23 protein-coding genes and 4 pseudogenes are annotated in these 21,557 nt (G+C 56.7%); 11 read left to right on the forward strand and 16 right to left on the reverse strand.

The window, feature by feature from the left end; genetic code table 11:
- Positions 1-576 precede the first annotated feature (576 nt).
- Together ASE98_RS02935 and ASE98_RS02940 are read left to right on the forward strand one after the other, a co-directional pair.
- Positions 577-942 (forward strand): YcgJ family protein, encoded by a 366-nt coding sequence (locus ASE98_RS02935; RefSeq protein ID WP_060539918.1) that lies wholly within the window; start codon positions 577-579, stop codon positions 940-942.
- Between the two features lie 156 nt (positions 943-1,098).
- Positions 1,099-1,362 (forward strand): hypothetical protein, encoded by a 264-nt coding sequence (locus ASE98_RS02940; RefSeq protein ID WP_060539919.1) that lies wholly within the window; start codon positions 1,099-1,101, stop codon positions 1,360-1,362.
- A gap of 68 nt (positions 1,363-1,430) precedes the next feature.
- On the opposite strand, the gene ASE98_RS02945 is transcribed toward ASE98_RS02940, so the two are convergent.
- Both ASE98_RS02945 and ASE98_RS02950 read right to left on the reverse strand, forming a co-directional pair.
- A complete protein-coding gene (locus ASE98_RS02945; RefSeq protein ID WP_060539920.1) occupies positions 1,431-3,221 on the reverse strand; it encodes a SulP family inorganic anion transporter in 1,791 nt (596 codons plus the stop codon).
- A 217-nt stretch (positions 3,222-3,438) separates the two neighbouring features.
- Positions 3,439-4,086 carry a hypothetical protein gene (locus tag ASE98_RS02950; RefSeq protein WP_082457460.1) on the reverse strand — a complete coding sequence of 216 codons (648 nt, stop codon included), beginning with the start codon at positions 4,084-4,086 and terminating at the stop codon, positions 3,439-3,441.
- A 724-nt stretch (positions 4,087-4,810) separates the two neighbouring features.
- On the opposite strand from ASE98_RS02950, the pseudogene ASE98_RS02955 reads away from it, so the two are divergent.
- Both ASE98_RS02955 and ASE98_RS02960 read left to right on the forward strand, forming a co-directional pair.
- A pseudogene (locus tag ASE98_RS02955) lies at positions 4,811-5,131 on the forward strand (multicopper oxidase domain-containing protein); the annotation flags it as partial.
- A gap of 322 nt (positions 5,132-5,453) precedes the next feature.
- Entirely contained in the window at positions 5,454-8,528 is a 3,075-nt protein-coding gene (locus ASE98_RS02960; protein WP_236707769.1) for an Ig-like domain-containing protein, read from the forward strand.
- A gap of 586 nt (positions 8,529-9,114) precedes the next feature.
- Here the strand turns inward: ASE98_RS02960 and ASE98_RS26415 are convergent.
- The 3 genes and pseudogenes from ASE98_RS26415 to ASE98_RS27045 all read right to left on the reverse strand — a co-directional run.
- Positions 9,115-9,270, reverse strand: coding sequence for a hypothetical protein (locus ASE98_RS26415; protein ID WP_156465466.1), 156 nt, complete (start codon positions 9,268-9,270; stop codon positions 9,115-9,117).
- Positions 9,271-9,357: 87 nt separating this feature from the next.
- Positions 9,358-9,639 carry a hypothetical protein gene (locus ASE98_RS02965; protein WP_060539922.1) on the reverse strand — a complete coding sequence of 94 codons (282 nt, stop codon included), beginning with the start codon at positions 9,637-9,639 and terminating at the stop codon, positions 9,358-9,360.
- A gap of 622 nt (positions 9,640-10,261) precedes the next feature.
- A pseudogene (locus ASE98_RS27045) lies at positions 10,262-10,462 on the reverse strand (winged helix-turn-helix transcriptional regulator); the annotation flags it as partial.
- On the opposite strand from ASE98_RS27045, the pseudogene ASE98_RS27050 reads away from it, so the two are divergent.
- Positions 10,462-10,671, forward strand: a pseudogene (locus ASE98_RS27050) (MFS transporter); the annotation flags it as partial. The pseudogenes ASE98_RS27045 and ASE98_RS27050 overlap by 1 nt on opposite strands.
- A gap of 36 nt (positions 10,672-10,707) precedes the next feature.
- Here ASE98_RS27050 and ASE98_RS26880 read toward each other — a convergent pair.
- On the reverse strand, positions 10,708-10,875 hold the full coding sequence (locus tag ASE98_RS26880) for a hypothetical protein (RefSeq protein WP_177336943.1): 168 nt from the start codon (positions 10,873-10,875) through the stop codon (positions 10,708-10,710).
- Between the two features lie 135 nt (positions 10,876-11,010).
- Entirely contained in the window at positions 11,011-11,835 is an 825-nt protein-coding gene (locus ASE98_RS02970) for an alpha/beta fold hydrolase (RefSeq protein WP_060539923.1), read from the reverse strand.
- Between the two features lie 378 nt (positions 11,836-12,213).
- On the opposite strand from ASE98_RS02970, the gene ASE98_RS02975 reads away from it, so the two are divergent.
- The gene (locus tag ASE98_RS02975) at positions 12,214-12,621 is read left to right on the forward strand and encodes a helix-turn-helix transcriptional regulator (protein WP_082457462.1); all 408 of its coding nucleotides are present in this window, start codon (positions 12,214-12,216) and stop codon (positions 12,619-12,621) included.
- 10 nt (positions 12,622-12,631) lie between these two features.
- Here ASE98_RS02975 and ASE98_RS02980 read toward each other — a convergent pair whose 3' ends face one another.
- The 6 genes from ASE98_RS02980 to ASE98_RS03005 all read right to left on the reverse strand — a co-directional run bounded on the left by ASE98_RS02980 (position 12,632) and on the right by ASE98_RS03005 (position 18,045).
- Positions 12,632-13,579 carry an AraC family transcriptional regulator gene (locus ASE98_RS02980; RefSeq protein WP_060539925.1) on the reverse strand — a complete coding sequence of 316 codons (948 nt, stop codon included), beginning with the start codon at positions 13,577-13,579 and terminating at the stop codon, positions 12,632-12,634.
- 133 nt (positions 13,580-13,712) lie between these two features.
- Positions 13,713-14,276 (reverse strand): cysteine hydrolase family protein, encoded by a 564-nt coding sequence (locus tag ASE98_RS02985; protein ID WP_060539926.1) that lies wholly within the window; start codon positions 14,274-14,276, stop codon positions 13,713-13,715.
- Positions 14,273-15,796 (reverse strand): catalase, encoded by a 1,524-nt coding sequence (locus tag ASE98_RS02990; RefSeq protein WP_082457463.1) that lies wholly within the window; start codon positions 15,794-15,796, stop codon positions 14,273-14,275. Before ASE98_RS02990 ends, ASE98_RS02985 begins: the two co-directional genes overlap by 4 nt.
- A gap of 19 nt (positions 15,797-15,815) precedes the next feature.
- Positions 15,816-16,433, reverse strand: a complete 618-nt coding sequence (locus tag ASE98_RS02995) for an isochorismatase family cysteine hydrolase (protein ID WP_060539927.1) — start codon at positions 16,431-16,433, stop codon at positions 15,816-15,818.
- 42 nt (positions 16,434-16,475) lie between these two features.
- Positions 16,476-17,216 carry a hypothetical protein gene (locus ASE98_RS03000; RefSeq protein ID WP_060540162.1) on the reverse strand — a complete coding sequence of 247 codons (741 nt, stop codon included), beginning with the start codon at positions 17,214-17,216 and terminating at the stop codon, positions 16,476-16,478.
- 235 nt (positions 17,217-17,451) lie between these two features.
- Positions 17,452-18,045, reverse strand: coding sequence for a MarR family winged helix-turn-helix transcriptional regulator (locus ASE98_RS03005; protein ID WP_060539928.1), 594 nt, complete (start codon positions 18,043-18,045; stop codon positions 17,452-17,454).
- A gap of 147 nt (positions 18,046-18,192) precedes the next feature.
- Here ASE98_RS03005 and ASE98_RS03010 point away from each other — a divergent pair, with 147 nt between their 5' ends.
- From ASE98_RS03010 to ASE98_RS27055, 5 genes and pseudogenes are all read left to right on the forward strand, one after another.
- Positions 18,193-18,459 (forward strand): DUF2024 family protein, encoded by a 267-nt coding sequence (locus tag ASE98_RS03010; protein ID WP_060539929.1) that lies wholly within the window; start codon positions 18,193-18,195, stop codon positions 18,457-18,459.
- The gene (locus ASE98_RS03015; protein WP_060539930.1) at positions 18,456-18,743 is read left to right on the forward strand and encodes a Rho-binding antiterminator; all 288 of its coding nucleotides are present in this window, start codon (positions 18,456-18,458) and stop codon (positions 18,741-18,743) included. Before ASE98_RS03010 ends, ASE98_RS03015 begins: the two co-directional genes overlap by 4 nt.
- 486 nt (positions 18,744-19,229) lie before the next feature.
- A pseudogene (locus ASE98_RS03020) lies at positions 19,230-19,411 on the forward strand (metallophosphoesterase); the annotation flags it as partial.
- An 84-nt stretch (positions 19,412-19,495) separates the two neighbouring features.
- The gene (locus tag ASE98_RS26815; RefSeq protein ID WP_162237375.1) at positions 19,496-19,717 is read left to right on the forward strand and encodes a hypothetical protein; all 222 of its coding nucleotides are present in this window, start codon (positions 19,496-19,498) and stop codon (positions 19,715-19,717) included.
- Positions 19,665-19,868 (forward strand): hypothetical protein, encoded by a 204-nt coding sequence (locus ASE98_RS27055; RefSeq protein ID WP_060539932.1) that lies wholly within the window; start codon positions 19,665-19,667, stop codon positions 19,866-19,868. The genes ASE98_RS26815 and ASE98_RS27055 overlap by 53 nt, the downstream gene beginning before the upstream one ends.
- A 386-nt stretch (positions 19,869-20,254) precedes the next feature.
- Here ASE98_RS27055 and ASE98_RS03030 read toward each other — a convergent pair whose 3' ends face one another.
- Genes ASE98_RS03030 through ASE98_RS03040 form a run of 3 tightly spaced genes read right to left on the reverse strand, consistent with a single transcriptional unit; the run spans position 20,255 to position 21,500 of the window.
- The gene (locus ASE98_RS03030; RefSeq protein WP_060539933.1) at positions 20,255-20,770 is read right to left on the reverse strand and encodes a lysis system i-spanin subunit Rz; all 516 of its coding nucleotides are present in this window, start codon (positions 20,768-20,770) and stop codon (positions 20,255-20,257) included.
- Positions 20,771-20,772: 2 nt separating this feature from the next.
- A complete protein-coding gene (locus ASE98_RS03035) occupies positions 20,773-21,078 on the reverse strand; it encodes a DUF6527 family protein (protein WP_060539934.1) in 306 nt (101 codons plus the stop codon).
- A complete protein-coding gene (locus tag ASE98_RS03040; protein WP_060539935.1) occupies positions 21,075-21,500 on the reverse strand; it encodes a cell wall hydrolase in 426 nt (141 codons plus the stop codon). The genes ASE98_RS03035 and ASE98_RS03040 overlap by 4 nt, the downstream gene beginning before the upstream one ends.
- Positions 21,501-21,557 lie beyond the last annotated feature (57 nt).

Raw genomic sequence — 21,557 nt, forward strand, 5'->3', positions numbered from 1 at the left:
GATTATTTTCAGAAGTTTTCAAGGAATCCTTAACAACTTCAACCACTTGCGCTTTCGATCTCTCGTCAGCGGGAGGCGAATTCTACAGCGTTACACGCTGCTGTCAACACCTCATTTTCAACTCCCTTTCGGCTTCGATGAACTGAAGCAACCTGCTGCCGAAAACTGCGCAACTCATTGTTTACCAAGGAGTTTTCCGTTTCGACTGCGCCGGAAGTGGGGCGAATTATAGGCTTCCAGAATCTGCCGTCAAGGGTTGATTTGGATTTTCTATCAATAACCTCAAAAACCGCGAAAAAGACCGATTCCCTTCTTCTATATATAGAAGCGAATTCCTGACCCTCATCACAACCCTTGCATGAACGGACCTGCGCGGCACCGGAACTAAAAAAGCGATCCAGCCACTAAGTCAGGCACCTTTCAGATGGCGGCAACAGCCGCCGCCCCTCTCCCCTCTGGATTTCCGATCGGTACGAAGTCCGGGCTCCAACTGAAAAAGGTCGACTTGAAGTCGAAGCCGTCTCAATGCCCTCACCAGATGGAAGATGCTGACCGACCAGGAGGCTTAACCAGCTTATGAATAAATTGCACCTTTCGTTTTCTCTATCCCTGCTGTTGGCCATGACCGTAATGCCCACTGCTCACGCCAGGCAAGCAGCCGACAATAAGTCGCCAGCACCGGGGGTGCTTTGCGACCGTTATGTATGCGCCAATGACCAGGGGATCTCTCGCGAGCTCACAGCCAAATATCTAGGTGAGAAAGCCGCCTCGAACAAGCTGTTTTCGATGCAGTCAGTTGATCTGACTGAGTTTACTTTTGCCAACGGTATCTTCTGCGACGTGAAGGAGCGGCTATGCCGTGAAGATCGCTACTATGGCGCGGATGGCCAGCGCACCGGAGGCATTTCCAGCAAATACACCAAACTGCTGTTTGGCGAATAACCGCCCCATTTATCCGTAATATTTCGACGCGTCCCTGGCCGGTCGCGTCCTCTCGGCTGCTTGACGCGCGACAGCCCTTGCAGGACGGCCTATGTGGTCCTATTGTCAGGATTCATCTGCCACGAAGTGTTTTTTGGGTTGTATTGGAGGAATATCATGATTCGCAAGCACTACCTGATGACCCTGGCGACACTGCTTATCGCAACTGGCTTACAGGTGCTGGCAGTACCGGCACAGGCGACCGAGCAAGGCGAACAGCGGCGCGAAGCGCGCGATACCAGGCAGGAAGGTCGTTCCACCGCCCGGCAAACCAAGGATGACTGCAGAAAGAGCAGCGACAAGAGCAATGTTGACTGCCGCCAGGAAAAGCGCAGTACCAAGCAGGATACCCGCCGCACCGCGAGGGACATCAAATATTGATAGATGACGGTAAACGAATATTGCTGGAGCGAATGGTCGGATTCGACTGCCGAAGAATCCGACGCCCATCAATGATAGTCGCCCTGCTGCCTCATCCAGTCCACCGGATGAGTCGCCAGATAGCTGTCGACCGCATCACCAATGGTCGGGAAGAACGCGGCCTCGCCTAGTCTGGCGAACAGCCCGAATTGCTTGAGCTTGTCCTTGACCGGGTCTTTCATCTCGGCCACGCGCAACTTTATGCCCGCTGCGTGCAAGGTCTCATCAAGATCAGCCAGCATGTCGGCGGAAGTCACGTCGACGTTGGTGACCGGCTCTGCGGCGACGACCAGCCAGCGCACCGGTGTTGGTGATGCGGCCACTGCATCCAGCACCCGGTCATGGAAAGCCTCGGCATTGGCGAAGAACAAAGGGGCGTCCCAGCGGAACAGCACCAGCCCGGGTACCCGGAGTGCGTCGGGATAACGCTGAATGTCGTGATAACCCTTGACCCCATCGGCGCGCCCCAGCACCGCAGAATAGGGTCGCCAACTACCCCAAAGAAACTCGATGACGGCAATCACGATGGCCAGACCGATTCCCTCGATCGCGCCAAACACCGCGACCCCGATGGTGCAGACGATCGACAACCAGAACTCCCAGCGCTGCATGCGATAGATGCGTCGCAGGTCAGCGACTTCAATCAGGCCGATGGCCGATGCGATGACCACCGCCGCCAGGGCGCTGGTGGGTAAATGCTGCAACAGGTTTGGCCCCACCATCAGCAGCAAGGTGACCGCCAACGCGCCGACAACACCGGTCAGTTGGGTCTTGGCACCTGCGGCCTCCGCCACCGGGGTACGCGAGGAACTGCTGCTGATTGGAAAACCCTGGAAAAAACCGGCGGCGAGATTGGCGACACCGAGCCCGACCATCTCCTGGTTGGGGTCGACATAAGTGCGGGTCCGCGCCACATAGACACGCGAGAGAACGCTGGTATCAGCGAACGAGACGAGGGCGACGGCAAAGCCGCCGATGAGCACCGGAACGATATCCTCACGAGTGATCCAGGGAATGGCGAATGCAGGCAAACCTTGGGGAAGCGCACCAAGGACCGACACCCCCGCGCTCGCCCCCAGGTCCAGCACACCCACGACCACGGTCGCACCGGCGACCGCGATCAAGATTCCGGGCAAACGCTTGTTGCCCTTGAGCAAAATGATCACCGCCAAAGTGGCTGCACCCACCATGAAGGTGACCCAGTTGGTCTTGCCCTCCAGCACTGCGGTGACAATGGCCCATATGTTTCTCAGCGGGCCGGTGGACTCGATTGAAAAACCGAAAAACTTCGGCATCTGACTGATCAACACGGTAACGGCGATCCCGTTCATATACCCATAGCGAATCGGTTTGGACAGCAGCTCCGTAATGAAGCCCAGACGCATGATGCCAGCCAGGATACACACGGCCCCTGACACCAGCGCCATCATGGACGCCAGGGCAATGGCCCGGTGCGGGTCGCCGCCCGACAGTGGCAGGACCACGGCAAGAATAACCGCGGCTAGCGAGGAGTCCGGCCCCAGCACCATGATCCGGCTGGGGCCGAACAAGGCATAAGCCAGCAGCGGAACAATGGTCGCGTAGAGCCCGTAAATACCCGGCACACCCGATGCCACGGCATAGGCAATGCCAACGGGGACCAGCATGGTGGTCAGCACAAGTCCAGCCATGATGTCGTGACGCAGCCAGCCCGGTTGGTATCCGCGCAACGTTACAAGCCCGGGAAGCCAGTGCATCCAGCCCTTCGGACGCCTGCTCGAGTCCCGATGTGCAATCCGGCCCGGTTCCGGGGCCGGCGGTAAAGCATCTGAATGGCTCATAGGAGAGTGGCCCCTGGCTGCACGGCCTGCTTCACATCAATGTGATGGAGCCTGACGAAGAGAGAATCGCTGTCAGGTAAATAGCGTAGGCCGCTTTGTGCTCATCCGCCGTGCCCCGCGCCTGCATGTTTTGCCTCCCAACAAAAAACCCCTCACAGAGAGGGGTTTTGTTTGACAGATTCAGGCGATTTCACTCGTCACCCTGAATGTCGTCAGCTCATCGTGCAAGGATTCCTGCAAACAGCCACGGAGTTTCCTGGGCCGATGCTGCCGCGTTGCGTTTACGTGCCCACTGAGTCAGCGCCACCATCATCGTAAAGCCGAGGATGATCAACACCGGATAGGCCATCAGCAGTTCGGTGAGCGAATATTTCCAGGCCAGCGGTCGACCGACACCGAGCATCGCGGCATACAACCAGGACACACCCGACAGTGCACCAGCGAACAGGGCAAACATTCGCACGCCGACCTGGAGGTCAAGAAGCGACCCGGCCTTGAGCATTGCAGGCAGTACAAAGCGGTGCAACAACATCCCGTTGAATGTCAGCAACAAAACAATAATGACTTTGGCTTGAAGTTTGGGGTTGGCAAAATAGGTCATTCCCTTTTCAAGGTAATCAATGCCGATGACCGCAGCACCGGTGACCCACAAAAAAAACAACGCGTTGGCCACAGACTTCTGAAGACTGGCCATGTGTTCGTTATCGTGCCCCGCCGACACGCGACCTTTAAACAAATCCTTGACCATTGCCGCATCGCTGGCGAACACCAGGCCAATCGCTACGCAACAAGCCAACAGGTGGACATACACCACACCTAAACGCAAAAACTCCATGGATTCTTTCTGGCCCAGCAGGCCGATCATTGTATTAATATCCACGATTACATCTCCACATTATGTAGCAGTGCAAAGCTGATCAGATTTCAAATGTGCGAATTTGTTGGACGCACTTGAAATATCAAGCTCACATCAATTAAAGCAATTCGATTATTTTAAATTACAAGAGAGTGCGACTCGCCCAGCGAGCCAAGGGATGAGTTCATATATTCGCTCCAGATTTTCAGGTAAAAAAATCCCCACGTGCATTCCATTCAATGCAAATGAGGTCAACGTCCATTTTTTACTAGGGAGTGCAGCGCGAAGACTCGAAGTTCAGATTCGTCTGCTGGAAAATAGGAGCCCAGCATATCCCAATCGTTCATTTTTTGGGCAGCACGACCGACAGGCGGCACTTTGCCCACGCGCCTGCGCAGCCTTGTCTGACAGGCTGAAACCTGCGGAGCTACGGGGCTGAATCGTTTCCTGATTGAGCCATAAAACCAACACACTGGAACCGACCGATGGCGCAACTTACTCTCTCATCTTCGGGCACTAATAACTCCAGATGTGGCACAAGAGCCAGCGTTTAAAACAGTATCGTGGGTATCTCCAAAGATGTTTCACCAGCAAATTTTCGCTTCCATAGCTACTTCCATTGTTAGAAAGAACCTGTTGACTTCGGTCATCGAAAGCACAGTAGTTGTGTACCATCGAAGACTGCAATTGTTCGCGATGTTGGTCGCAGTTATGACCAGGAATCTGCACACGCATGGACCCCCGCCGGCTTAGCGCCGCCCCGCAGTTGGCCAACGGCCCGACCGCTGCCGGATTCTCCGGCGACGGTACCCTGGAAGTGTGGAAAATCAGGAACGGCGGCGACGGCTGGAACCATCCGGTGCACGTGCATTTCGAAGAGGGCATCGTGCTCAACCGCGATGGCAAGGCGCCGCCGGAATGGGAAAAATGGGCACGCAAGGACGTCTATCGCATCGGTGAAGGCATCGACAGTACGATGGACGTGGAGATTGCCATCCGCTTCCGCGAATTTGCCGGGACCTACATGGAGCACTGCCACAACACCCAGCACGATGCAGACGAGGGCCTCAGAGATTTTGAGGCCCTTGGGTTGCAGGCCAATCGACAAATCAGGTAGCTGTCGAACGGTGGGCCGCGCTAGCCACCCCTCCATAAATGGGGAGCTACACCCACCAAAACCGGGCGCTTTTCACCAGATTAGAGGAATTTCCCCCACCTGTGGTGTGTCCGCGCATGTAACACCCATAAATCACCCGTTAGTTAATTTGAGCTTTTCGCTCGCCCTACGGTAATGGCTTATTAATTGCACCCTCCCCCTGTAACAGCTGTCGTTCCGGCCATGGAGACAGCGTGGCCTCAGGCGAGGGGTGTAAAAAATGAAACGCGCGACTCCACCATGCAATTCCATCTATTTGCTACGCAGGTCAAGCCTGCCCTATGCGATGCTCCTGACCCTGACCACCGCCGACGCTGCGCCGCTCGACGATGTCAGCCAGCCACCACCAACGGACCCTTCGGCCTTCTACAACCCGCCCGCCGACCCGGCTGCGGCCTTGGAAGCCCTGAAGACCATGCCGAGAACCAACCAGGGCTCCATGGCCCTGCCCAACGGCATGTGGGGCGACCGCAAGACCCCGACTGCTGAAAACGTGTTGCCGCCAAGTCTGCAGACTTCATTCAAGATCCCTACCAACGGCAAGCCCAGCCCATTGTTCGGGGCCCTGCCATACACCCAGCAATTGCTGCTGTTCGAAGAATTCGGCACGGAAAAACTCGACCCGACCCTACCCGCACCGCCACTGACGTTCCCTGTGCCCCTCGCCGGCCCGGCGCCTACGCAAGACCCCAACAGCATCGCTCGCAGCGGCCCTTCAAGCGCGGCACTGGAAGCCTTCATGCGTCAGCCGGGGCTGTATCCGTTTCCCTCGCAGTATTCCAATGTGCTCGACCGCAACCCCTGGAAAGCGCCGATCGAAGCCTTCCTCAACCGCCGCCCGGTCGGTTCGTCGGCCGAGGGGCGTCCACCTGGAAAGGGCTGGTCCCATCAACGATGGAACGAGTTCTACCCCCAGGTCGCCTTCAAAACCGCGCAAGCGGGCGCCAGAATCAACGGCGGCATGCGCGACCGCAAGCAAATGCACAACTACGCCGTCGGTGAGTTCGGTCCTGGCGGGCTCTACAACCAGACCTCGGACACTCCGATCATCACGGCCACGACCAAAGGCATCGACACCCGTTTTCACCCCAAAATGCCGATTCAGAACCACAAGGCGCTTTGGACCTTTGACGGTACCTTTCCGCCAAAACTTTTGATGGTGCGTCACGGCCAACCGGTGCTGATGCGGCACTACAACGCCTTGCCGATCGACCCCGCGGCCAACATGGGTTTCGGCCTGCATACCATCAGTACCCACCAACACAACGGCCACTCCCCCGCCGAAAGCGACGGCTATACCAATGCGTTTTTCTTTCCGGGGCAGTACTACGACTATCGCTGGCCGCTACCTTTGGCCGGTTACGACACCATCAACACTACCGCTCAGGATCCGCGCGCAGCGTTCCCCTGCAACCCGGGCGAAACCCTGTTCGTCAACGACGCAACTCCGGGCCTCAAGACCTGCAACAACGGCAGCATCAAGATCCGTGGCGACTGGCGCGAAACCATGAGCACCCTCTGGTTCCACGACCACATGCTCGATTTCACCGCACAGAACGTCTACAAGGGCAACGCGGCGATGATGAACTACTACAGCGCCCTGGACCGTGGTAATGAAGCGCTGCAAGACGGTGTCAACCTGCGCCTGCCCAGCGGTTCGGCGCTGCCCTGGGGCAACCGCGACTATGACGTCAACCTGATGATCGCCGACAAGGCCTGGGACAAGAACGGCCAACTGTGGTTTAACCCATTCAACAACGACGGCTTCCTCGGCGATCAGATCCTGGTCAACTGGCAGTACCAGCCGACCTTGAAAGTGCGCGCGCGCAGCTATCGTTTCCGCCTCCTCAACGGTTCGGTCTCGCGCTACTTCAAGATCGCGCTGGTGCGTGAAATCGCCGGCACCGGTGGCGAACTCCCCGGCCCGGCTGGTTCCGGCGTGTCTTACACCCGCGTGCCAATCCACATGATCGGCAACGATGGCAACATCATGGAACACGCCGTGCCGTTCGACGGCAGCATGGACCTGGACGCCGACGGCGACCTGCAGGAACACAACGCCGTCCTGCCGACGCAAGCGATCGCCGAGCGTTACGACATCATCGTCAACTTTGCCAAACACGGCATCAAGACCGGCGACAAGCTGTACTTCGTCAACCTGGCGGCGCACCAGACCGGCAAGGGTCCGGAGATTGCACCGCCTAGCCTGGCCGACGTGCTGGCCGGTAGGTACAAAGCCGTGCTCAAGCTGGGAAGTAAAGGGCTGCAATGGGACGGCGGCGACCCGGTGGTGGGCAGATTCATGCAGATGGTGGTCCAGCCTTATTCCGGCCAGGACGTGGCCATGAACCCCGCCGACTATGAACCCGCCAAACCGGACAAACCGGCCGGCATGAAAATGATCCCTCTGCACCTCGATCGTGACGATGCGACAATGCAGGCCAAACTCAAAGCAGCACGGCATCGCGAGTTCATTTTCGGCCGTTCCGACGGCACCGACGAAGAACCCTGGACCATCAAGACCGACGGCAGTGTTGGCAGCAGATTTGATGCCCGGCGCCTCAGCGCGGCCCCCCAACTGTCAACCGGACCGACCAATGCCGGCTTCAGCGGCGACGGCACCCTGGAAGTGTGGAAAATCATTAATGGCGGCGAAGGCTGGAGCCATCCGGTGCACGTGCATTTCGAAGAAGGCATCGTGCTTAACCGCGACGGCAAGGCGCCACCGGAATGGGAAAAATGGGCGCGCAAAGACGTCTTTCGCGTCGGTGGAGAGCAGGAAAGTTCGGTGGAAGTGGAAATTGCCGTGCGCTTCCGCGAATTCGCCGGGACCTACATGGAGCACTGCCACAATACCCAGCACGAAGACACCTCGATGCTGCTGCGCTGGGACCTGGAGAACCCGGGCCAGTTCCAGTTGATGCCAGCTCCCCTGCCCGGCTGGGACGGCGTCACCTACGTGAGCTCAGCTGCGCTGCCAACATTCCGCACCGGCCAGACCGACAACAAAAAACCGGTCGCCAATCCCGACAGCGCCACCAGCGCCGTCCTCCAGCCGTTGACCATCAACGTCCTGGCCAACGACAGCGATCCTGACGGTAATGTGCCGCTTAAAGTGGTGGGGTTGACACAACCGGCCGCCGGCGCTGGCACGGTCAGCACCGACGGATTGCGCGTGGTCTATACGCGTCCTGCCACTGTGACCACGCCGTTCACCGCGACCTTTACCTATCAAGCCATTGATACCAAGACCGCGGTGTCGACCCCGGCGACGGTGTCCGTGGCGGTCAGGTAGTACGAGGCGTCGGCGATCAGGGGCCTCATAAGTTATGAGGCCCTGGATTAAAGTCAAAAAAGCCCGACTCGATGGTCGTAATGCTGCCACTTAAGCGGGTAGCACACTTTGTGGCGAGGGGGCTTGTCGGACCGCCGCACCGCCCCGTTCGGCTGCGAAGCAGTCGCAAAACCATTATACGTGGTGTACCTGATACGCCCTGATGGCAGGTTTTGGGGCCGCTTCGCGACCCAGCGGGGGCAAGCCCCCTCGCCACAAGTATGTGACCCAGCTTAAGTGAACAGCATTAGACTCGATGGTCGGGCTTTTTAGTCACGCTTGAATCCGCAGACCGGCTCGTAACTCCTGCATCGTGAGCAGCCCCAACTTTCCGGAATTGCGCACGGGCTCCTGAAAATGTACAACTAGAACGCGCTTACCTGGACCGACACTTCACTTGTACCAACATCAAGAAAGGCCAAAACAGTCACAACCCGATCACGACTCAGCTCGCCAGAATGCAAATCATGAGTAACTGCTCTATAGGTACAAGTCAAAGTTGTTTTATTTTTATATGGATTGTCGAACGACTGCAACTCCAAACCTTTTACACGATAGTTTTTTTTGCAATATCCGGCATTAAGTCAGTACAAATATCCCGGGTCGTCTTATCAGCATATTCTTCTGATTCTTCAATCTGAAAACTCTCTGCCAGTACACTAAACGGCATAAGCAATACGAGGGCGAGCAGAATTTTTTTCATTGCATTCTCAAACAGAGCAGCCAACTCAATCAGTCCACCTGAACGGCCTAAGCCCCATTGACCCCTTCCACCCAAGCAATATCAATATCAGAGCAAGACATTTAGCTTATTACTGGCGATATCCAGCGTAGCCATTACTCTTACAGCGCTCTCACCGTGAAATTTCCGAACAGTACCATCATACACACAGAGCACAAGCTCTTCATTTGCTGCATATGAACTGCCCTTATCCACCAGCACCAAATTGTATACATCGTAGTCGCGCGTGACATCTGACCTGATTTTATCGCAAACGGCAAAGTGGTCCGGTTCACCCGCAATTGCAGTAAAGGGTGAAAGCAGGGCCAGCAGGACAAGCAGCTTTTTCAATCTTCATTCCTCGTGTTCAGCTGATACAGGGACACCTGCGGACTAGCTACAGGCCTCTACATACTGTGCCTGCGCCATAATCCACTACGTCATCGGGTATCAAATCTTTGAGATGTAAGCCACTGCTGTGGCAAGTACAATACGCAGCACAAGGAATACCGCTTTTTTTCGTTTTATTTGCCAACACGCGAATATGCCAGACTAACCGCAAGCGCATAAAATCCGACGAGGCAACATGGTAGGGCCCCAGTTAGTTGACTGTCAATATGCGATATGTGCGAGCAAAAGCGTGGTACCAGGTGACGAAAGCCTGGTCGGCCAGTTCGTCATCTCTACGTTCACAACCGCACCGAGAACAATGAGATAACGCGAACAATGGCGATTTGATTACCTGACAAAGCGACTGTTCTGGATGATAATCAAGCTGATTAAAAATTGTCGGCGTAGATAAACTAATACTTTCGCAGCAGATTGCGATTGTCGGAGCAGATGAAGAGTACACTCAATAATCATTATTTATTCTTCTACGGTGGCAGCCAGGTTGCGAAACCCGGTTAAAACCAAAAAAGTGCGTAACTCAGGCCACTTGCAACCACTTCGCGTACGCCGGTATTTGATCAATTCAGAACTCGCCATCAACAAATCTCACCCTGTGGCATTCAGAGGGCCCAAGTTTTTGACCGCTTGATGAGCGGACATCGATCGCCATCAAAGGCTGTCCGGACTCGTTGTCCAACAGCACCGAACGCGCCTCCTGCGGCCCGAACAGGAAACGCTCGCCCCACTGTCTCATGCTGACCACAACCGGAAAGATCTCCCGTCCTTACCCACCAGAGCCTGATTTTTGCTGCTCGAGCCGACGCCCAAAGTCGCATGGTCGGTGCCTACATGTGCTTCTACTCGGTCGGCAGCGCGCTGGGGGCGGCAGCTGCGACCCAGGTTTATGCGCTCTGGGGCTGGATGGCAGTGAGTCTGCTGGGCGCGTTGATCAGCGAGACAGCTTTGGTGCTGTGGGTTCTTTCACGTGATTGAAAGAACAGTCACTACGGCCGGGTTGAACCTGATAATTCATTCCTCTTGATCAATCGAATCCAGATCGTCCAGGTCATAAAGTTCTTCGTCTTCATCGTCTAAAATGCCTTGGGCATCTTCTTCAACCCATGGCTCTTGATCGTGGAATTCATGATCGAGCAGATGGTCATGCTCGGGTTCAGGAATATCAATCTCTTCGCTCATTTACGTTACCTGCGTTGACTGAACTGTGAATTGGGCACCTGTATAGGCGTACCCTGCCCCTCAGTCAATACTCAGGCGGACAGATACACTGGCAGCGCGCCGAAGGTCCGACGCGCCTGTTCGGCCGTGTCCTTATCAAGACTGCACGAACGCCAAAAGGTCAGTATTCAACCTTTCCTTATGGGTATCGGTAATCCCGTGGGGCGCACCTTCATAAACAATCAGCTTGCTGTTCTTGATCAGCTTCGCCGATGCCCGGCCCGCTGCATCGATGGGAACAATTTGATCGTCGTCACCGTGAATGATCAAGGTCGGCACGTCGAACTTTTTCAAGTCCTCCGTAAAATCGGTTTCCGAGAACGCCTTGATGCTGTCGTAGGTGTTCTTGTGACCGCCGCGCATACCTTGCAGCCACCAGGCATTGATCACGCCTTGCGACGGCGTCGCACCGGGACGGTTGTATCCAAAGAACGGTCCGCTCGGGATATCGATAAACAGCTTTGAGCGGTCGGCCAGGAAACCGGCGCGAATGCCGTCGAATACGGCTATTGGCAAGCCGCCGGGATTGGCCTCGGTTTTAACCATCAGTGGCGGTACCGCAGAGACGAGCCCTGCCTTTTTAACTCGTTTGGACCCATGACGCCCGATGTACCTCGCTACTTCGCCGCCACCCGTGGAGAAACCGAAAAGGGTCACATCCTTCACATCCAGGTGGTCGAGCAACTGAGCCAGGTCATCCGCGTAATGGTCCATGTCGTTACCGTCCCAGGGTTGGCTGGAACGGCCATGACCACGCCGGTCGTGGGCGATGCAGCGACAGCCATTGGAGGCCAGGTGATACATCTGGGACTCCCAGCTGTCTGCATCGAGCGGCCAGCCGTGACTGAAGACCACAACCGGACCCTTGCCCCAATCCTTGTAATAGATTTCCACTCCGTCTTTGGTGGTGAAGGTACTCATGGATTTATGCACTCCAGGGAAGGTTGTCGGGTTGGAAGCGGGTGTAGGAGATTGCGCAGTCGCCAGGCTGAAGCCTGGCAGTAAAGAGCCGACCGCCAATGCTGCGCCCCCCTTGATGAGAGAACGTCGAGCTTCATCGATTCCGGATTTTCGATTTGTCATGATTCCCGCCAGCCCATGGGCACCAGTTACGCTCATAGCATGCGCAAATCGACCAGGCACTGACTACGTAAATTCGGCAAGTTGCAAGGTTGCGCGGAGAGCTCAAAACCCTGCAATTGCCTGAGAAAACTTCGCAAACTTGCCTGTTTTACGTAGACCCAACACTCGGATGGGCAGACTCTTGGTCAACTTGACCGAGCTTGATAGCAGGTTGAAATGGAAAAGCCCCCGCTCCCCCGTCCAAAAACCTCACCGGCGCCGATGGCACGTTCCGGCGGGCAACAGACGACGCGCCAGGCCAACATCACCAGGGTGATGGAGCTACTGCAACACCATGAAGAGCAGCCGATCAGGTTGTCCGAGTTGTGCCGCGATGCGGATCTCAGCGAACGCACAATGCGCTCGATTTTCAAGGAAATGTTTGGCGTCGGGCCTAATCGCTACCTGCACATTCGCCGTCTGCACCTGGTCCGTGTAGCGTTGTCCATGGCTAATCCGGATACCGAGTCCGTCAGCCAGATCGCCCTGCGCTTCGGCTTTTCCGACAGTGGCCGCATGGCCTCTGATTACCACGGTTTGTTCGGTGAATACCCGAAAAAAACCCTGATGCGAACGCTGCCGTGAACACGAGCGCTCAGGGTCGGTTCAACGCCCTCGCAGCTTTAAGCCACTGCGCCGGCGGCACTCCGAAATACTGGCGGTACAGACTGGCGAGCCGGCCAAAGTCCCACACGCCGAAGCGTGCACAAATGCTGGTAATCGTATCTTCGGGGCCTGCATGACGGATGGCGTCGCGAATCCCATGCAAGCGGCGAATCATCAGATAGCGATGCGGACTCATGCCCAGGTATTCGTTGAAGACATTGCGCACCGTACGTTCCGAGGCGCAGGTCGCCTGACAGATGTCTTCGGTGTAAACCGGCTGGATCTGCAGCGTATCGAGCAGTTCCAGCGCACGCTTGAGTATTTCCTTGTGGTCGCGATGGTGCCGTGGTGCGGCGTGCAGCGGGTCTACGGGCAACAGCATGCGAAACACCACATCCATCACCTCCCGGCGCGCGGCTTCCTGCGCACCCTCGTTATGCAGTACCTCGGGGGAATGGGCCTCGATGTGGAACAGACGACGCGCCAGCCACAACAATGGGCCGAGATTGCGCTGGGCGTTGCCGACAAAGTTGCGATGCAACACGCAAAAGTCGAACTCATCTTCACGGACCGCTGCCCAGCTCAGCACTGACTCGCAGGACATCGCCACCGTCAGCCAACTGGCCGGGCATTTCGCGTTGATGTGGAACATGGCATCGGGCACCATCCAGCCGATTCGTCGGCGGTTGAAGGCATGGCCATCGACCACGGTGGACTCATGCCCCGTCAGCGGCAGGAAGATGTTGAAGTAACCGGGCAGGCCAATGCCTGAGTAGACTGTGCCGGCGCCTTCGCGCCCGCTCATCAGTGCCACACCGTCCAAATCGACAACGCTGAGTTGCCAGTCGCGTTGCTGCCGAGTACGCAGCACGTAGCGGCCTTGCACCCCGTACAACGCCTCTTCGAACTCGTCGAACTCCGAGCAGATCAGCTGCATCGCCCACCTCACTGAACCCGTACAGTGGAAAGCAGCCTCCGTGCCAATTCGGTCCAGGTGATGAGCGTAGACGACGAAAACGGCAGGCAGATGGACGCGCATGGCCGTCCATCTGCCCGATCGGTCAAACGGATCAGCGGCTCAGGTATTCACTAGTGGAAATGACTGGCGCGTAACCGAAACCGAGCGCGGCCATGAACGCCGCATGCACGTGCGCGGCGGGAACCTTGACCCCGTTGAACACAAGATCCAGCGTGGCGCACGCATCGTGCAACACAGTGGTGGTGTAGCCGAAATCTACGGCTGCGCGGGTCATGCCATCCACACACATGTGGCTCATGTTGCCGACGACTACGATCTCGTTGATGCCGTGGCGATCGAGGATGGCTTTGAGTTCGGTTTCACGAAACGAATTGATGAAGTGCTTGAGCACCACCGGTTCGTCCTCGCGATTCTTCGCGCTGTCGTGTATTTGCGCGCCTTCGCTGCCCGGGCGGAAAAAGGGCGCATTGTCGTCCTTGAACTCATGGCGGATATGCACCACCAGGTCGCCCCGCTCGCGGAACCGTTCAATCACCCGCGCAGCCTGTGCGGCGGCCTCCTCGACGTGGGAAAGCGCCCATCGGCCTCCCGGAAAATAGTCGTTCTGGATATCAACGACCACCAGTGCTTTTTTGTTTGAATCACCATTGCTCATGATCTTTCTCCGGATGACAGGTTGCCAAATGGGGTGGGCTGATTGTCCGGTTCCGGATGCGTCGCTTGTGACTCCTGCGCAACCGGATTCAAGCCCAACGCTTTTGCCACACCGGCACCATAGGCCGGATCGGCTTTGGAGCAATTGACGATATGTCGATGCTTGATCATGACCGGCGCGTCGCCCATAGCCCGCGCCGTATTGTCGAAGAGTTGCTGTTGCTGAAGCGGCGTCATCAGGCGAAACAGATTTGCGGGTTGCTCGAAATGGTCCTCGACGACGCTCTGATCCCAATGCCCCGCATCGCCTTCAAGCGCCAATGCAGGCTCGTGCAGGTGCTGATGGTCCTGCCACTCGCCGAAGCTGTTGGGGTAGTAGGACAATGTCGAGCCGAGGTTGCCATCTGTGCGCATCGCCCCGTCACGGTGATAACTGTGGAACGGGCATTTCGGCGCATTGACCGGAATGTGATTGAAGTTCACGCCGAGGCGATATCGCTGCGCGTCACCATAAGAAAACAGGCGCGCCTGGAGCATTTTGTCAGGAGAAAAACTCACTCCCGGCACAATGTTGGCCGGAGAAAACGCCGCTTGTTCCACCTCGGCAAAATGATTGTCGGGATTACGGTTCAATTGCAGAATGCCCACTTCCTCCAGCGGAAACTCGGCATGGGGCCAGACCTTGGTCAAGTCGAACGGGTTGTGCCGGTGCGCACGTGCCTGTTCCTCAGTCATGGTCTGGATGCACAATTTCCAGCTGGGAAATTCCCCGCGCTCGATGCATTCATAGAGATCACGCAGATGGCTTTCGCGGTCATTGCCAACGACCTGTGCCGCCTCGCTATCGCTCAGATTGGTAATCGCTTGCTGACACACGAAATGAAACTTGGTCCACACGCGCTCGTTTCGTGCATTGATCAGGCTGAAGGTATGACTGCCGAAGCCGTGCATGTGACGGTAACTGGAGGGAATGCCCCGATCACTCATGACGATCGTCACCTGATGCAATGCTTCAGGCAGCAGCGTCCAGAAATCCCAGTTGTTAGTCGCTGATCGCAGCCCGGTGCGCGGGTCGCGCTTGACCACATGATTGAGGTCGGAAAACCGCAGGGGGTCGCGAAAGAAAAACACCGGCGTGTTATTGCCCACGATGTCCCAGTTGCCTTCCTCGGTATACAGCTTCACTGCGAACCCACGAATATCACGTTCGGCGTCCGCCGCCCCACGCTCCCCGGCCACCGTGGAAAAACGCACAAAGGCTGGCGTCTGTTTACCGACCTCGGCCAGTGCTTTGGCCTTGCAATAACGACTGACGTCGGCGGTGACGGTAAAGGTGCCGAAAGCCCCGGCACCCTTGGCGTGCATGCGCCGCTCAGGAATCACTTCGCGGTCAAAATGCGCCAGTTTTTCCAGTAGCCAGATGTCCTGCAACAACGCTGGCCCACGCGGCCCGGCGGTCTGGACATTGAGATTGTCGACCACCGGTGCACCGGTGGCGTGAGTGAGCGTTTTATCGTTCATACGGTAGACCTCCGAAGGCTTAAAGCAACTCAGTCAGAACGCGAGTGGTGACGATGGCATGGGCGTAGGTCGGTCCATTGATCTCATGAGCGGCGGTCATGGCTTCCCTGGAAAACGCAGCGGTCGCATCCTTCACCAGCGTGACGTGGTAACCCAGTTCCGCCGCAAATCTGGCAGTCGTCTCGATACAGGTGTTGGCCAGCATTCCGACGATGATGACCTTATCGATGCCGTGCTGTTTGAGCTGGAAATCCAGATCCGTGTTTGCAAATCCACTGCCGCCCCAATGTTCCTTTACGACGACATCGTCGGGTTGCGGCATGAAATCCGGGTGCCATTCGCCTCCCCAGCTACCCGCTGCAAACACCTGCGCTTTACCCGCTCCCAACTGGTAAGGGCTGGGATGCTTCCACCCCAGAAAATCCTGCGCAGTGGAACGATGATGGGGTACGTAAAAAACGCGCACACCTGCTGCGCGAACCGCCGCGACGACCTGGCGCAAATTATCCAGCGTGCCCACCTCATCAGCGATCGCTTTGGCCAACCCGGCGAGCTTGCCCCCTTCGCTGAGGAAGTCGTTGTAAGGGTCCACCAGAAGTAATCCGGTGCTTTGGCGAGAATAAGTGACATCGCTCATCTGAACCTCCCGGCAACTGTAGAAATACCGCTGAGTCGCAACTCAAGGCTTATCCTTGGCGTTCCATGTTGCCGGTAATGAAAGATCACCCGAGGCGACATCCCATACCGAACTGACGCACAGCAGCGGATCGTGCAGATCAGCGTTGACCTTCAACCCTGCCGTGACACCGTCGTACTTGAAGGTTTCAGGAAAGCCGACGGCAGCCAGCGGGACCTCGATCGTCACCGTGTCCCTGGATAGCGTGAGCCCATAGCCGGGAGAGTCGATATACAGCGCGACGCCAGGCCATGTGGCTGGCATCTTCGGCTTCATGTCTTTGGGAATGTCCCGAACCTTGAGGCCGCTGGGCCCGCAGCTGGCTTCCTTGGTCAGAACGACCCAATGGGAATGCCATAACCCGCCGTCGTTGTCTTTTTTACCGTCCTTGTTTTCATCCAGCTGGGGGGTGTCGTCGAAATCGGGGTGGGATGTCAACGCCAGCGCGAGGATGCCGGACTTGGGCTCGAAGCCGACGACGTCGCTGTCCAGACTGGTTGGCCAGACGTAGCTATAAACGTCTGACCCGGCGAACTTGCCGGTGGGTTTGGGCGTACTGTTGCCTGCAGTACCCGCAACGAGTTGTTGAAAGACGAGATTGTCGCCGTTGCGAAAAATGTGCGTATGAACCAGATCAAACGCGGCATCTGCTTGACCTTTAGCGCTGTCGATACCTCCAGGCTCATGGGCAAACAAGGGAAAGCTCATCGCCGAAGTCACGACCAAACACATTAAACGTCGCATGCCCTGCCCCTCGAACAAAATATTGAGTTCAGTGCTCGTGGGGCTTTCGTATCAGTTTCGCCAGCATTGTCGCGTCCATTGAACACTGGCGGAGCTCAGCCGTTGAGCACTATCGCAATCATGTGAAGGGACGCATGATCCAGATATGCCAACGGGTAGGCTACGTAAAACCGGCAAATTGCGAACAAGCAGCCGGATCGCTGCACACTCGCCTATGGGATGCAACCGCTTACTGTCACGCGACCTTGTCACGCGGGGCTGGCCCATGTGGCATCAAGGGTTGATGCTCGCGACAGATCAGTGCGGCATCGCCGGGAACCAACTGTTCCCTGGTCAGCCCGCAGAACGGCGAACCACCAACGACCTCGTGGAAGCGGCAGGTTGAGCACAGTCCGAAACTCGGCAGGTCCGCGCTGCGCTGCACTTCGGTGAGCAACTCGCCCAAAAGTGTCACCAGTTGTCCGGCGTGCTCCCCCATGCGTGACTCCCCAAGAGCGAGAAAAGCGGGCGGCAGCGAGCCGTCCAACACACTTCGCGCTGCATCGGTCAGGTACAGATGCACGCTGCGTTTGTCTCGAGCGTCCTGGGTTTTGACGATCAGCCCCTTGCCTTCCAACGCCTTGAGAGACTGCGAAACCGTGCCCTTGGTCAAGCCCAGGTATTCGGTCACAGCCTGCGGCGTGTTGGAGTAATTGTTGCAACGAGCCAGGTACATCAGCGCGCTCAGCTGAATCGGTTGCAACTCTGCCAGCAGCGGGTGCTGGCGGAACCAGACGCGGGTGAGGCTGGAAAATCGTTCAAGCAGATCGAAAAGGTTTGAGTCTGTCATGGTTCACCCCTGCCCATATAGTATCGATTAAAAACTATATTGACAAACGGATCACATGACGCAATTCTATTGGTATCGAATCGATACAAATTAGGAAGCGGCATCTGATGATCTGTCGCTGCCTGCCACCTGGAAGGAGAATTAGCGATGAAAGTTAATGTTTTCGACACACATGTACGCACCCGCGACGGACGTTATCTGCACTTTGATGTTTTGACTCCAGGGAACGACCAGACTCTCGCTACCCAGTATGCCCGCGACTGGATGGCACAGCGGGGCGTACAAGACGTCGACATCGAGCAGAGCCGTTGCCAGTTCTGCCACAGCGAACCCGCCCACCCCGAAGTGGCTGCCGCCATCTCCAACCAGGGTTACTTCATCATCGCCCTTGAAGGCTGCCAGGAGAAACCATGAACGCGTATCAGCCGCTCAACTGTGATTTGCATGACTATCTGGAAATCGCCTGCATGCACGGTTACGACTTGCAGGTCGAACTGATTGATGGATCAACTTATGTGGCCAAGGCGCTGACTACGCGCACAGCAACTAGCAAGGAAGAGTTTCTCGTGCTGGGGAATCATGATGGTCTGCAAACGGTTGAAGTTCGGCTCGACCATTTGCTGGCGATCACGCCTATCGATGCCCATGCGAGTTTTGGTCGAGTCACGCTGGCGGGGAGTTACTGCGTCACTGGGTAGGAAGCTGAATCATCATGAATAGATTTCAACTCACCGTTCGCAAGAGTGAAAGCTGTTGGGGCATTTCGACTCTGATGCGCCTTGGGCAGAGGAGGCAGTTCAAGACATCGCGCGTTGTCTTGGTGAGGCCGGATGTACCTTGGAGCTGCTGGTCGCAGAAGGCGAACGTCGGGTGCTGGAGAGCGGGTCTGAGGGGATTCGGACTCATCTACAAGGGGTCGCGGTGAAGCCGAGAATCTCACTTGTTTCTCTGTACCCATCCGACCAGCATTAAAGTGCAGCCTGTGACGAATAAGCCATAAGCCAAGTAACCGACACTGTCCCCCCTAAGCAAATGGTTCAGGCAAACGCCGAGCCCGAAAATTGCCAGTAGAGCCCCAATGACAAACATGGGGTTTTGAATCGCCTTATCCATCGCTGCCTCCCGCTCAAGACCTACTTCATTAAACCATAAGCCTGCCGGTGAATGGCGGTCGAAGATTGCGCATGCTCGAAGCTATCGAGGTGTCGCAGGTGAAGCGCTTCGCCGAAAACACGGCTGGCCGGGATTTCGCGGTCGGCGATTTGGTCGACCGTGGGCCGGAATGCCGCAACGTGCTCACTTGGCTCGACAAGCCATGGTCCACCCGCTCCGGGGCAACCATGACGACTACGCTTGCCGCTTCAACAAAGGGCACAGAGTACTTTTTCGCTTTCAGACGAGAGAAAATAATTCAGCCCCCTTGATCAATCGAATCAGGATAATCAAGCTCATGAAACTCTTTGTCTTCATCGTCGACACCTGTGGCATACAAGTGAAGGTCGGTAGTACGGTTGAGGCGCCGGTTGATCTCCTTTTATCACGACTTCCCCACATAGATGAGCGCAAAAAAAATGCCGGATCGCCGGCGTCGTCGCTCGAGCACTTGAGCAATCTTGACAATGTCAAAGAAGCAGCAGGCAGATACACCGGCAGCAACCGCTGCAGACATTGAACGATCTATCCAGGCCCTGAATAAAATGGCGGAACGGCTATGGGGAGATGGCCGGGAAGCTGAAGCGAAAGCCCTCCTCGATGCCTTGGATGCGTTGAATCGGGCGCTTGATCGGATCAGGATTGGAGAGAGCCGCAGGGTGCTCCATTGAGGGCCGCGCGGGCATCGTCTTGCAATATTTTTTGCGCAATCTGTCGAGACAGATGCAAAGCAGTATTGCAGAACGTCATGCATTCATTAGGGCTGTAAGAGACGAAGGCTAATCGCTTTCTAGTTTGTATCGCTGCTCAATCAGATCCTGAGAGGCCTTTCAGGCCACTCCAGCGTGTCAATTGCGACATCAAAGCCTGGGATGCCGCATAGGAATCGCCAAAGACCTTTATAATCAAGGCCTTGATCTACAAATACCCCCAAAAAATCAGTACCTTTTGCGACTCTTTAGAACCCAATAAACATTGGTCCAAACAGTTGCGTTTTGGGGAAGAACTCCCCGCAGAAAACCCCGCCATCGGCGTCCTGCCGACCGAACACCAATCCCTATTTTTGCAGCTCCCGCACATACGCCTGGCACGCAGCCAGCGCAATCAATCCCTGGTCACCGGCGTCGGTGATTCCGATAACTCGTTGAGCATGCGCTGCGTCAAGTCGGGCTCGCGTTCCTCCATGAACCACGCCGCAGGCACCGGTACCGGCTGGCACTGAACAGCCAGCGGCTGAATCCGCAGATTCGAGGAGGACTGACAACCGCAAATCAGCAGTGGCAAGGCGATCACGCAGGCGAGCCAGATCTTTTTGTGCATTGGTCAAAGCCTCATGATGAGATTGGTCGCTGGCCGAAAGGCGCTGCTCGAGCGCGAGGCGCTTGTCCTGATCGTTGCGAGCCTGGGCCGAGGCCGCGTTGCTGTTGGCGAAGAGATCGGCCTGATGCAGGCCGGCCTGCTCGGCGAGCTGTTTGCCATAGCGCCAGTCCTGCACCTTCCACACGCCACCGGCGGTAAACAGCACCCGCGCCAGCACTCCGGCCAGCGCCAACTTCAGCGAAGCGGGTGTCATAGCTAATCCTCCCAGTCGGGAAGGTTGACCGTCTGGCCTGCCAAGGCATGGGTGCAATCCCCCAGGAACTGGATACGGCCATCGGTGACGAATGAGTGACAGACACGCTCACCATCGGACCATGAGTACCGCACCAGCACCGAAGGGGTGAATGTCGGCTTCTCGACGCTACCATTCCATCCCCAGCGCGGACCTGGCCCGGGGCCGTGCATGACTCGATGCATCATCGAGCAGCCAGGGCACTCAAACCAAAGGCTGCCTTCCTCGGCAGTGGCCAAAACGCGAGACAATCTGCTGAAGGCGGTCATGGCACATCCTTGAAGGAGACATGATGCCCGAGCGCCAGCGTCTGCTTGGCACCTTTCACCCAGGTCGGCGGCTTGGGCATGGTGGGCGCGTAGTAGTGCGTGGCGCCACCTGTTGGATCAGACACCTTTCCATCGATCACCTGGTCAACAGCGATCCGCGCCTGAGCCAACTCTCGGAACGGGATTGACTTCGCCCCACTCAGGTAGGCGAAGTTCGGGTTGTTCTTGTTCCAGCAACTGAACTGGTACGGTTTCTGGCATACGCCGGCATAGCCCTCCCCCCGCCACGACTTGTCCTTGCCGTCGTTCACGCGGTTGCGGATGGTCCAGGCCACGGCGATCTGGCCGGCCAACGATTCGCCGCGCGCCTCGCCCCACAACGCGCGGGCGAGGATGTCGCGATCTCTATCGGTTGCAGTCATTACTTTTCTCCAGACAAAAAATACCCGCTCGGTGGCGGGAAAAGTTTGTGGTGCTGG

It is taken from the genome of Pseudomonas sp. Leaf48, assembly GCF_001421885.1.
In the GTDB taxonomy this organism is placed as follows: Bacteria; Pseudomonadota; Gammaproteobacteria; order Pseudomonadales; family Pseudomonadaceae; genus Aquipseudomonas.

What these genes read in the sequence shown, in the direction of transcription:
- ASE98_RS02935 (WP_060539918.1), top strand. Translation starts at nt 577, where the DNA reads ATGAATAAATTGCACCTTTCGTTTTCTCTATCCCTGCTGTTGGCCATG.
- ASE98_RS02940 (WP_060539919.1), top strand. Translation starts at nt 1,099, where the DNA reads ATGATTCGCAAGCACTACCTGATGACCCTGGCGACACTGCTTATCGCA.
- ASE98_RS02945 (WP_060539920.1), bottom strand. Translation starts at nt 3,221, where the DNA reads ATGAGCCATTCAGATGCTTTACCGCCGGCCCCGGAACCGGGCCGGATT.
- ASE98_RS02950 (WP_082457460.1), bottom strand. Translation starts at nt 4,086, where the DNA reads ATGATCGGCCTGCTGGGCCAGAAAGAATCCATGGAGTTTTTGCGTTTA.
- ASE98_RS02960 (WP_236707769.1), top strand. Translation starts at nt 5,454, where the DNA reads ATGAAACGCGCGACTCCACCATGCAATTCCATCTATTTGCTACGCAGG.
- ASE98_RS26415 (WP_156465466.1), bottom strand. Translation starts at nt 9,270, where the DNA reads ATGAAAAAAATTCTGCTCGCCCTCGTATTGCTTATGCCGTTTAGTGTA.
- ASE98_RS26880 (WP_177336943.1), bottom strand. Translation starts at nt 10,875, where the DNA reads ATGAGCGAAGAGATTGATATTCCTGAACCCGAGCATGACCATCTGCTC.
- ASE98_RS02970 (WP_060539923.1), bottom strand. Translation starts at nt 11,835, where the DNA reads ATGAGTACCTTCACCACCAAAGACGGAGTGGAAATCTATTACAAGGAT.
- ASE98_RS02975 (WP_082457462.1), top strand. Translation starts at nt 12,214, where the DNA reads ATGGAAAAGCCCCCGCTCCCCCGTCCAAAAACCTCACCGGCGCCGATG.
- ASE98_RS02980 (WP_060539925.1), bottom strand. Translation starts at nt 13,579, where the DNA reads ATGCAGCTGATCTGCTCGGAGTTCGACGAGTTCGAAGAGGCGTTGTAC.
- ASE98_RS02985 (WP_060539926.1), bottom strand. Translation starts at nt 14,276, where the DNA reads ATGAGCAATGGTGATTCAAACAAAAAAGCACTGGTGGTCGTTGATATC.
- ASE98_RS02990 (WP_082457463.1), bottom strand. Translation starts at nt 15,796, where the DNA reads ATGAACGATAAAACGCTCACTCACGCCACCGGTGCACCGGTGGTCGAC.
- ASE98_RS02995 (WP_060539927.1), bottom strand. Translation starts at nt 16,433, where the DNA reads ATGAGCGATGTCACTTATTCTCGCCAAAGCACCGGATTACTTCTGGTG.
- ASE98_RS03000 (WP_060540162.1), bottom strand. Translation starts at nt 17,216, where the DNA reads ATGCGACGTTTAATGTGTTTGGTCGTGACTTCGGCGATGAGCTTTCCC.
- ASE98_RS03005 (WP_060539928.1), bottom strand. Translation starts at nt 18,045, where the DNA reads ATGACAGACTCAAACCTTTTCGATCTGCTTGAACGATTTTCCAGCCTC.
- ASE98_RS03010 (WP_060539929.1), top strand. Translation starts at nt 18,193, where the DNA reads ATGAAAGTTAATGTTTTCGACACACATGTACGCACCCGCGACGGACGT.
- ASE98_RS03015 (WP_060539930.1), top strand. Translation starts at nt 18,456, where the DNA reads ATGAACGCGTATCAGCCGCTCAACTGTGATTTGCATGACTATCTGGAA.
- ASE98_RS26815 (WP_162237375.1), top strand. Translation starts at nt 19,496, where the DNA reads ATGAAACTCTTTGTCTTCATCGTCGACACCTGTGGCATACAAGTGAAG.
- ASE98_RS27055 (WP_060539932.1), top strand. Translation starts at nt 19,665, where the DNA reads ATGTCAAAGAAGCAGCAGGCAGATACACCGGCAGCAACCGCTGCAGAC.
- ASE98_RS03030 (WP_060539933.1), bottom strand. Translation starts at nt 20,770, where the DNA reads ATGACACCCGCTTCGCTGAAGTTGGCGCTGGCCGGAGTGCTGGCGCGG.
- ASE98_RS03035 (WP_060539934.1), bottom strand. Translation starts at nt 21,078, where the DNA reads ATGACCGCCTTCAGCAGATTGTCTCGCGTTTTGGCCACTGCCGAGGAA.
- ASE98_RS03040 (WP_060539935.1), bottom strand. Translation starts at nt 21,500, where the DNA reads ATGACTGCAACCGATAGAGATCGCGACATCCTCGCCCGCGCGTTGTGG.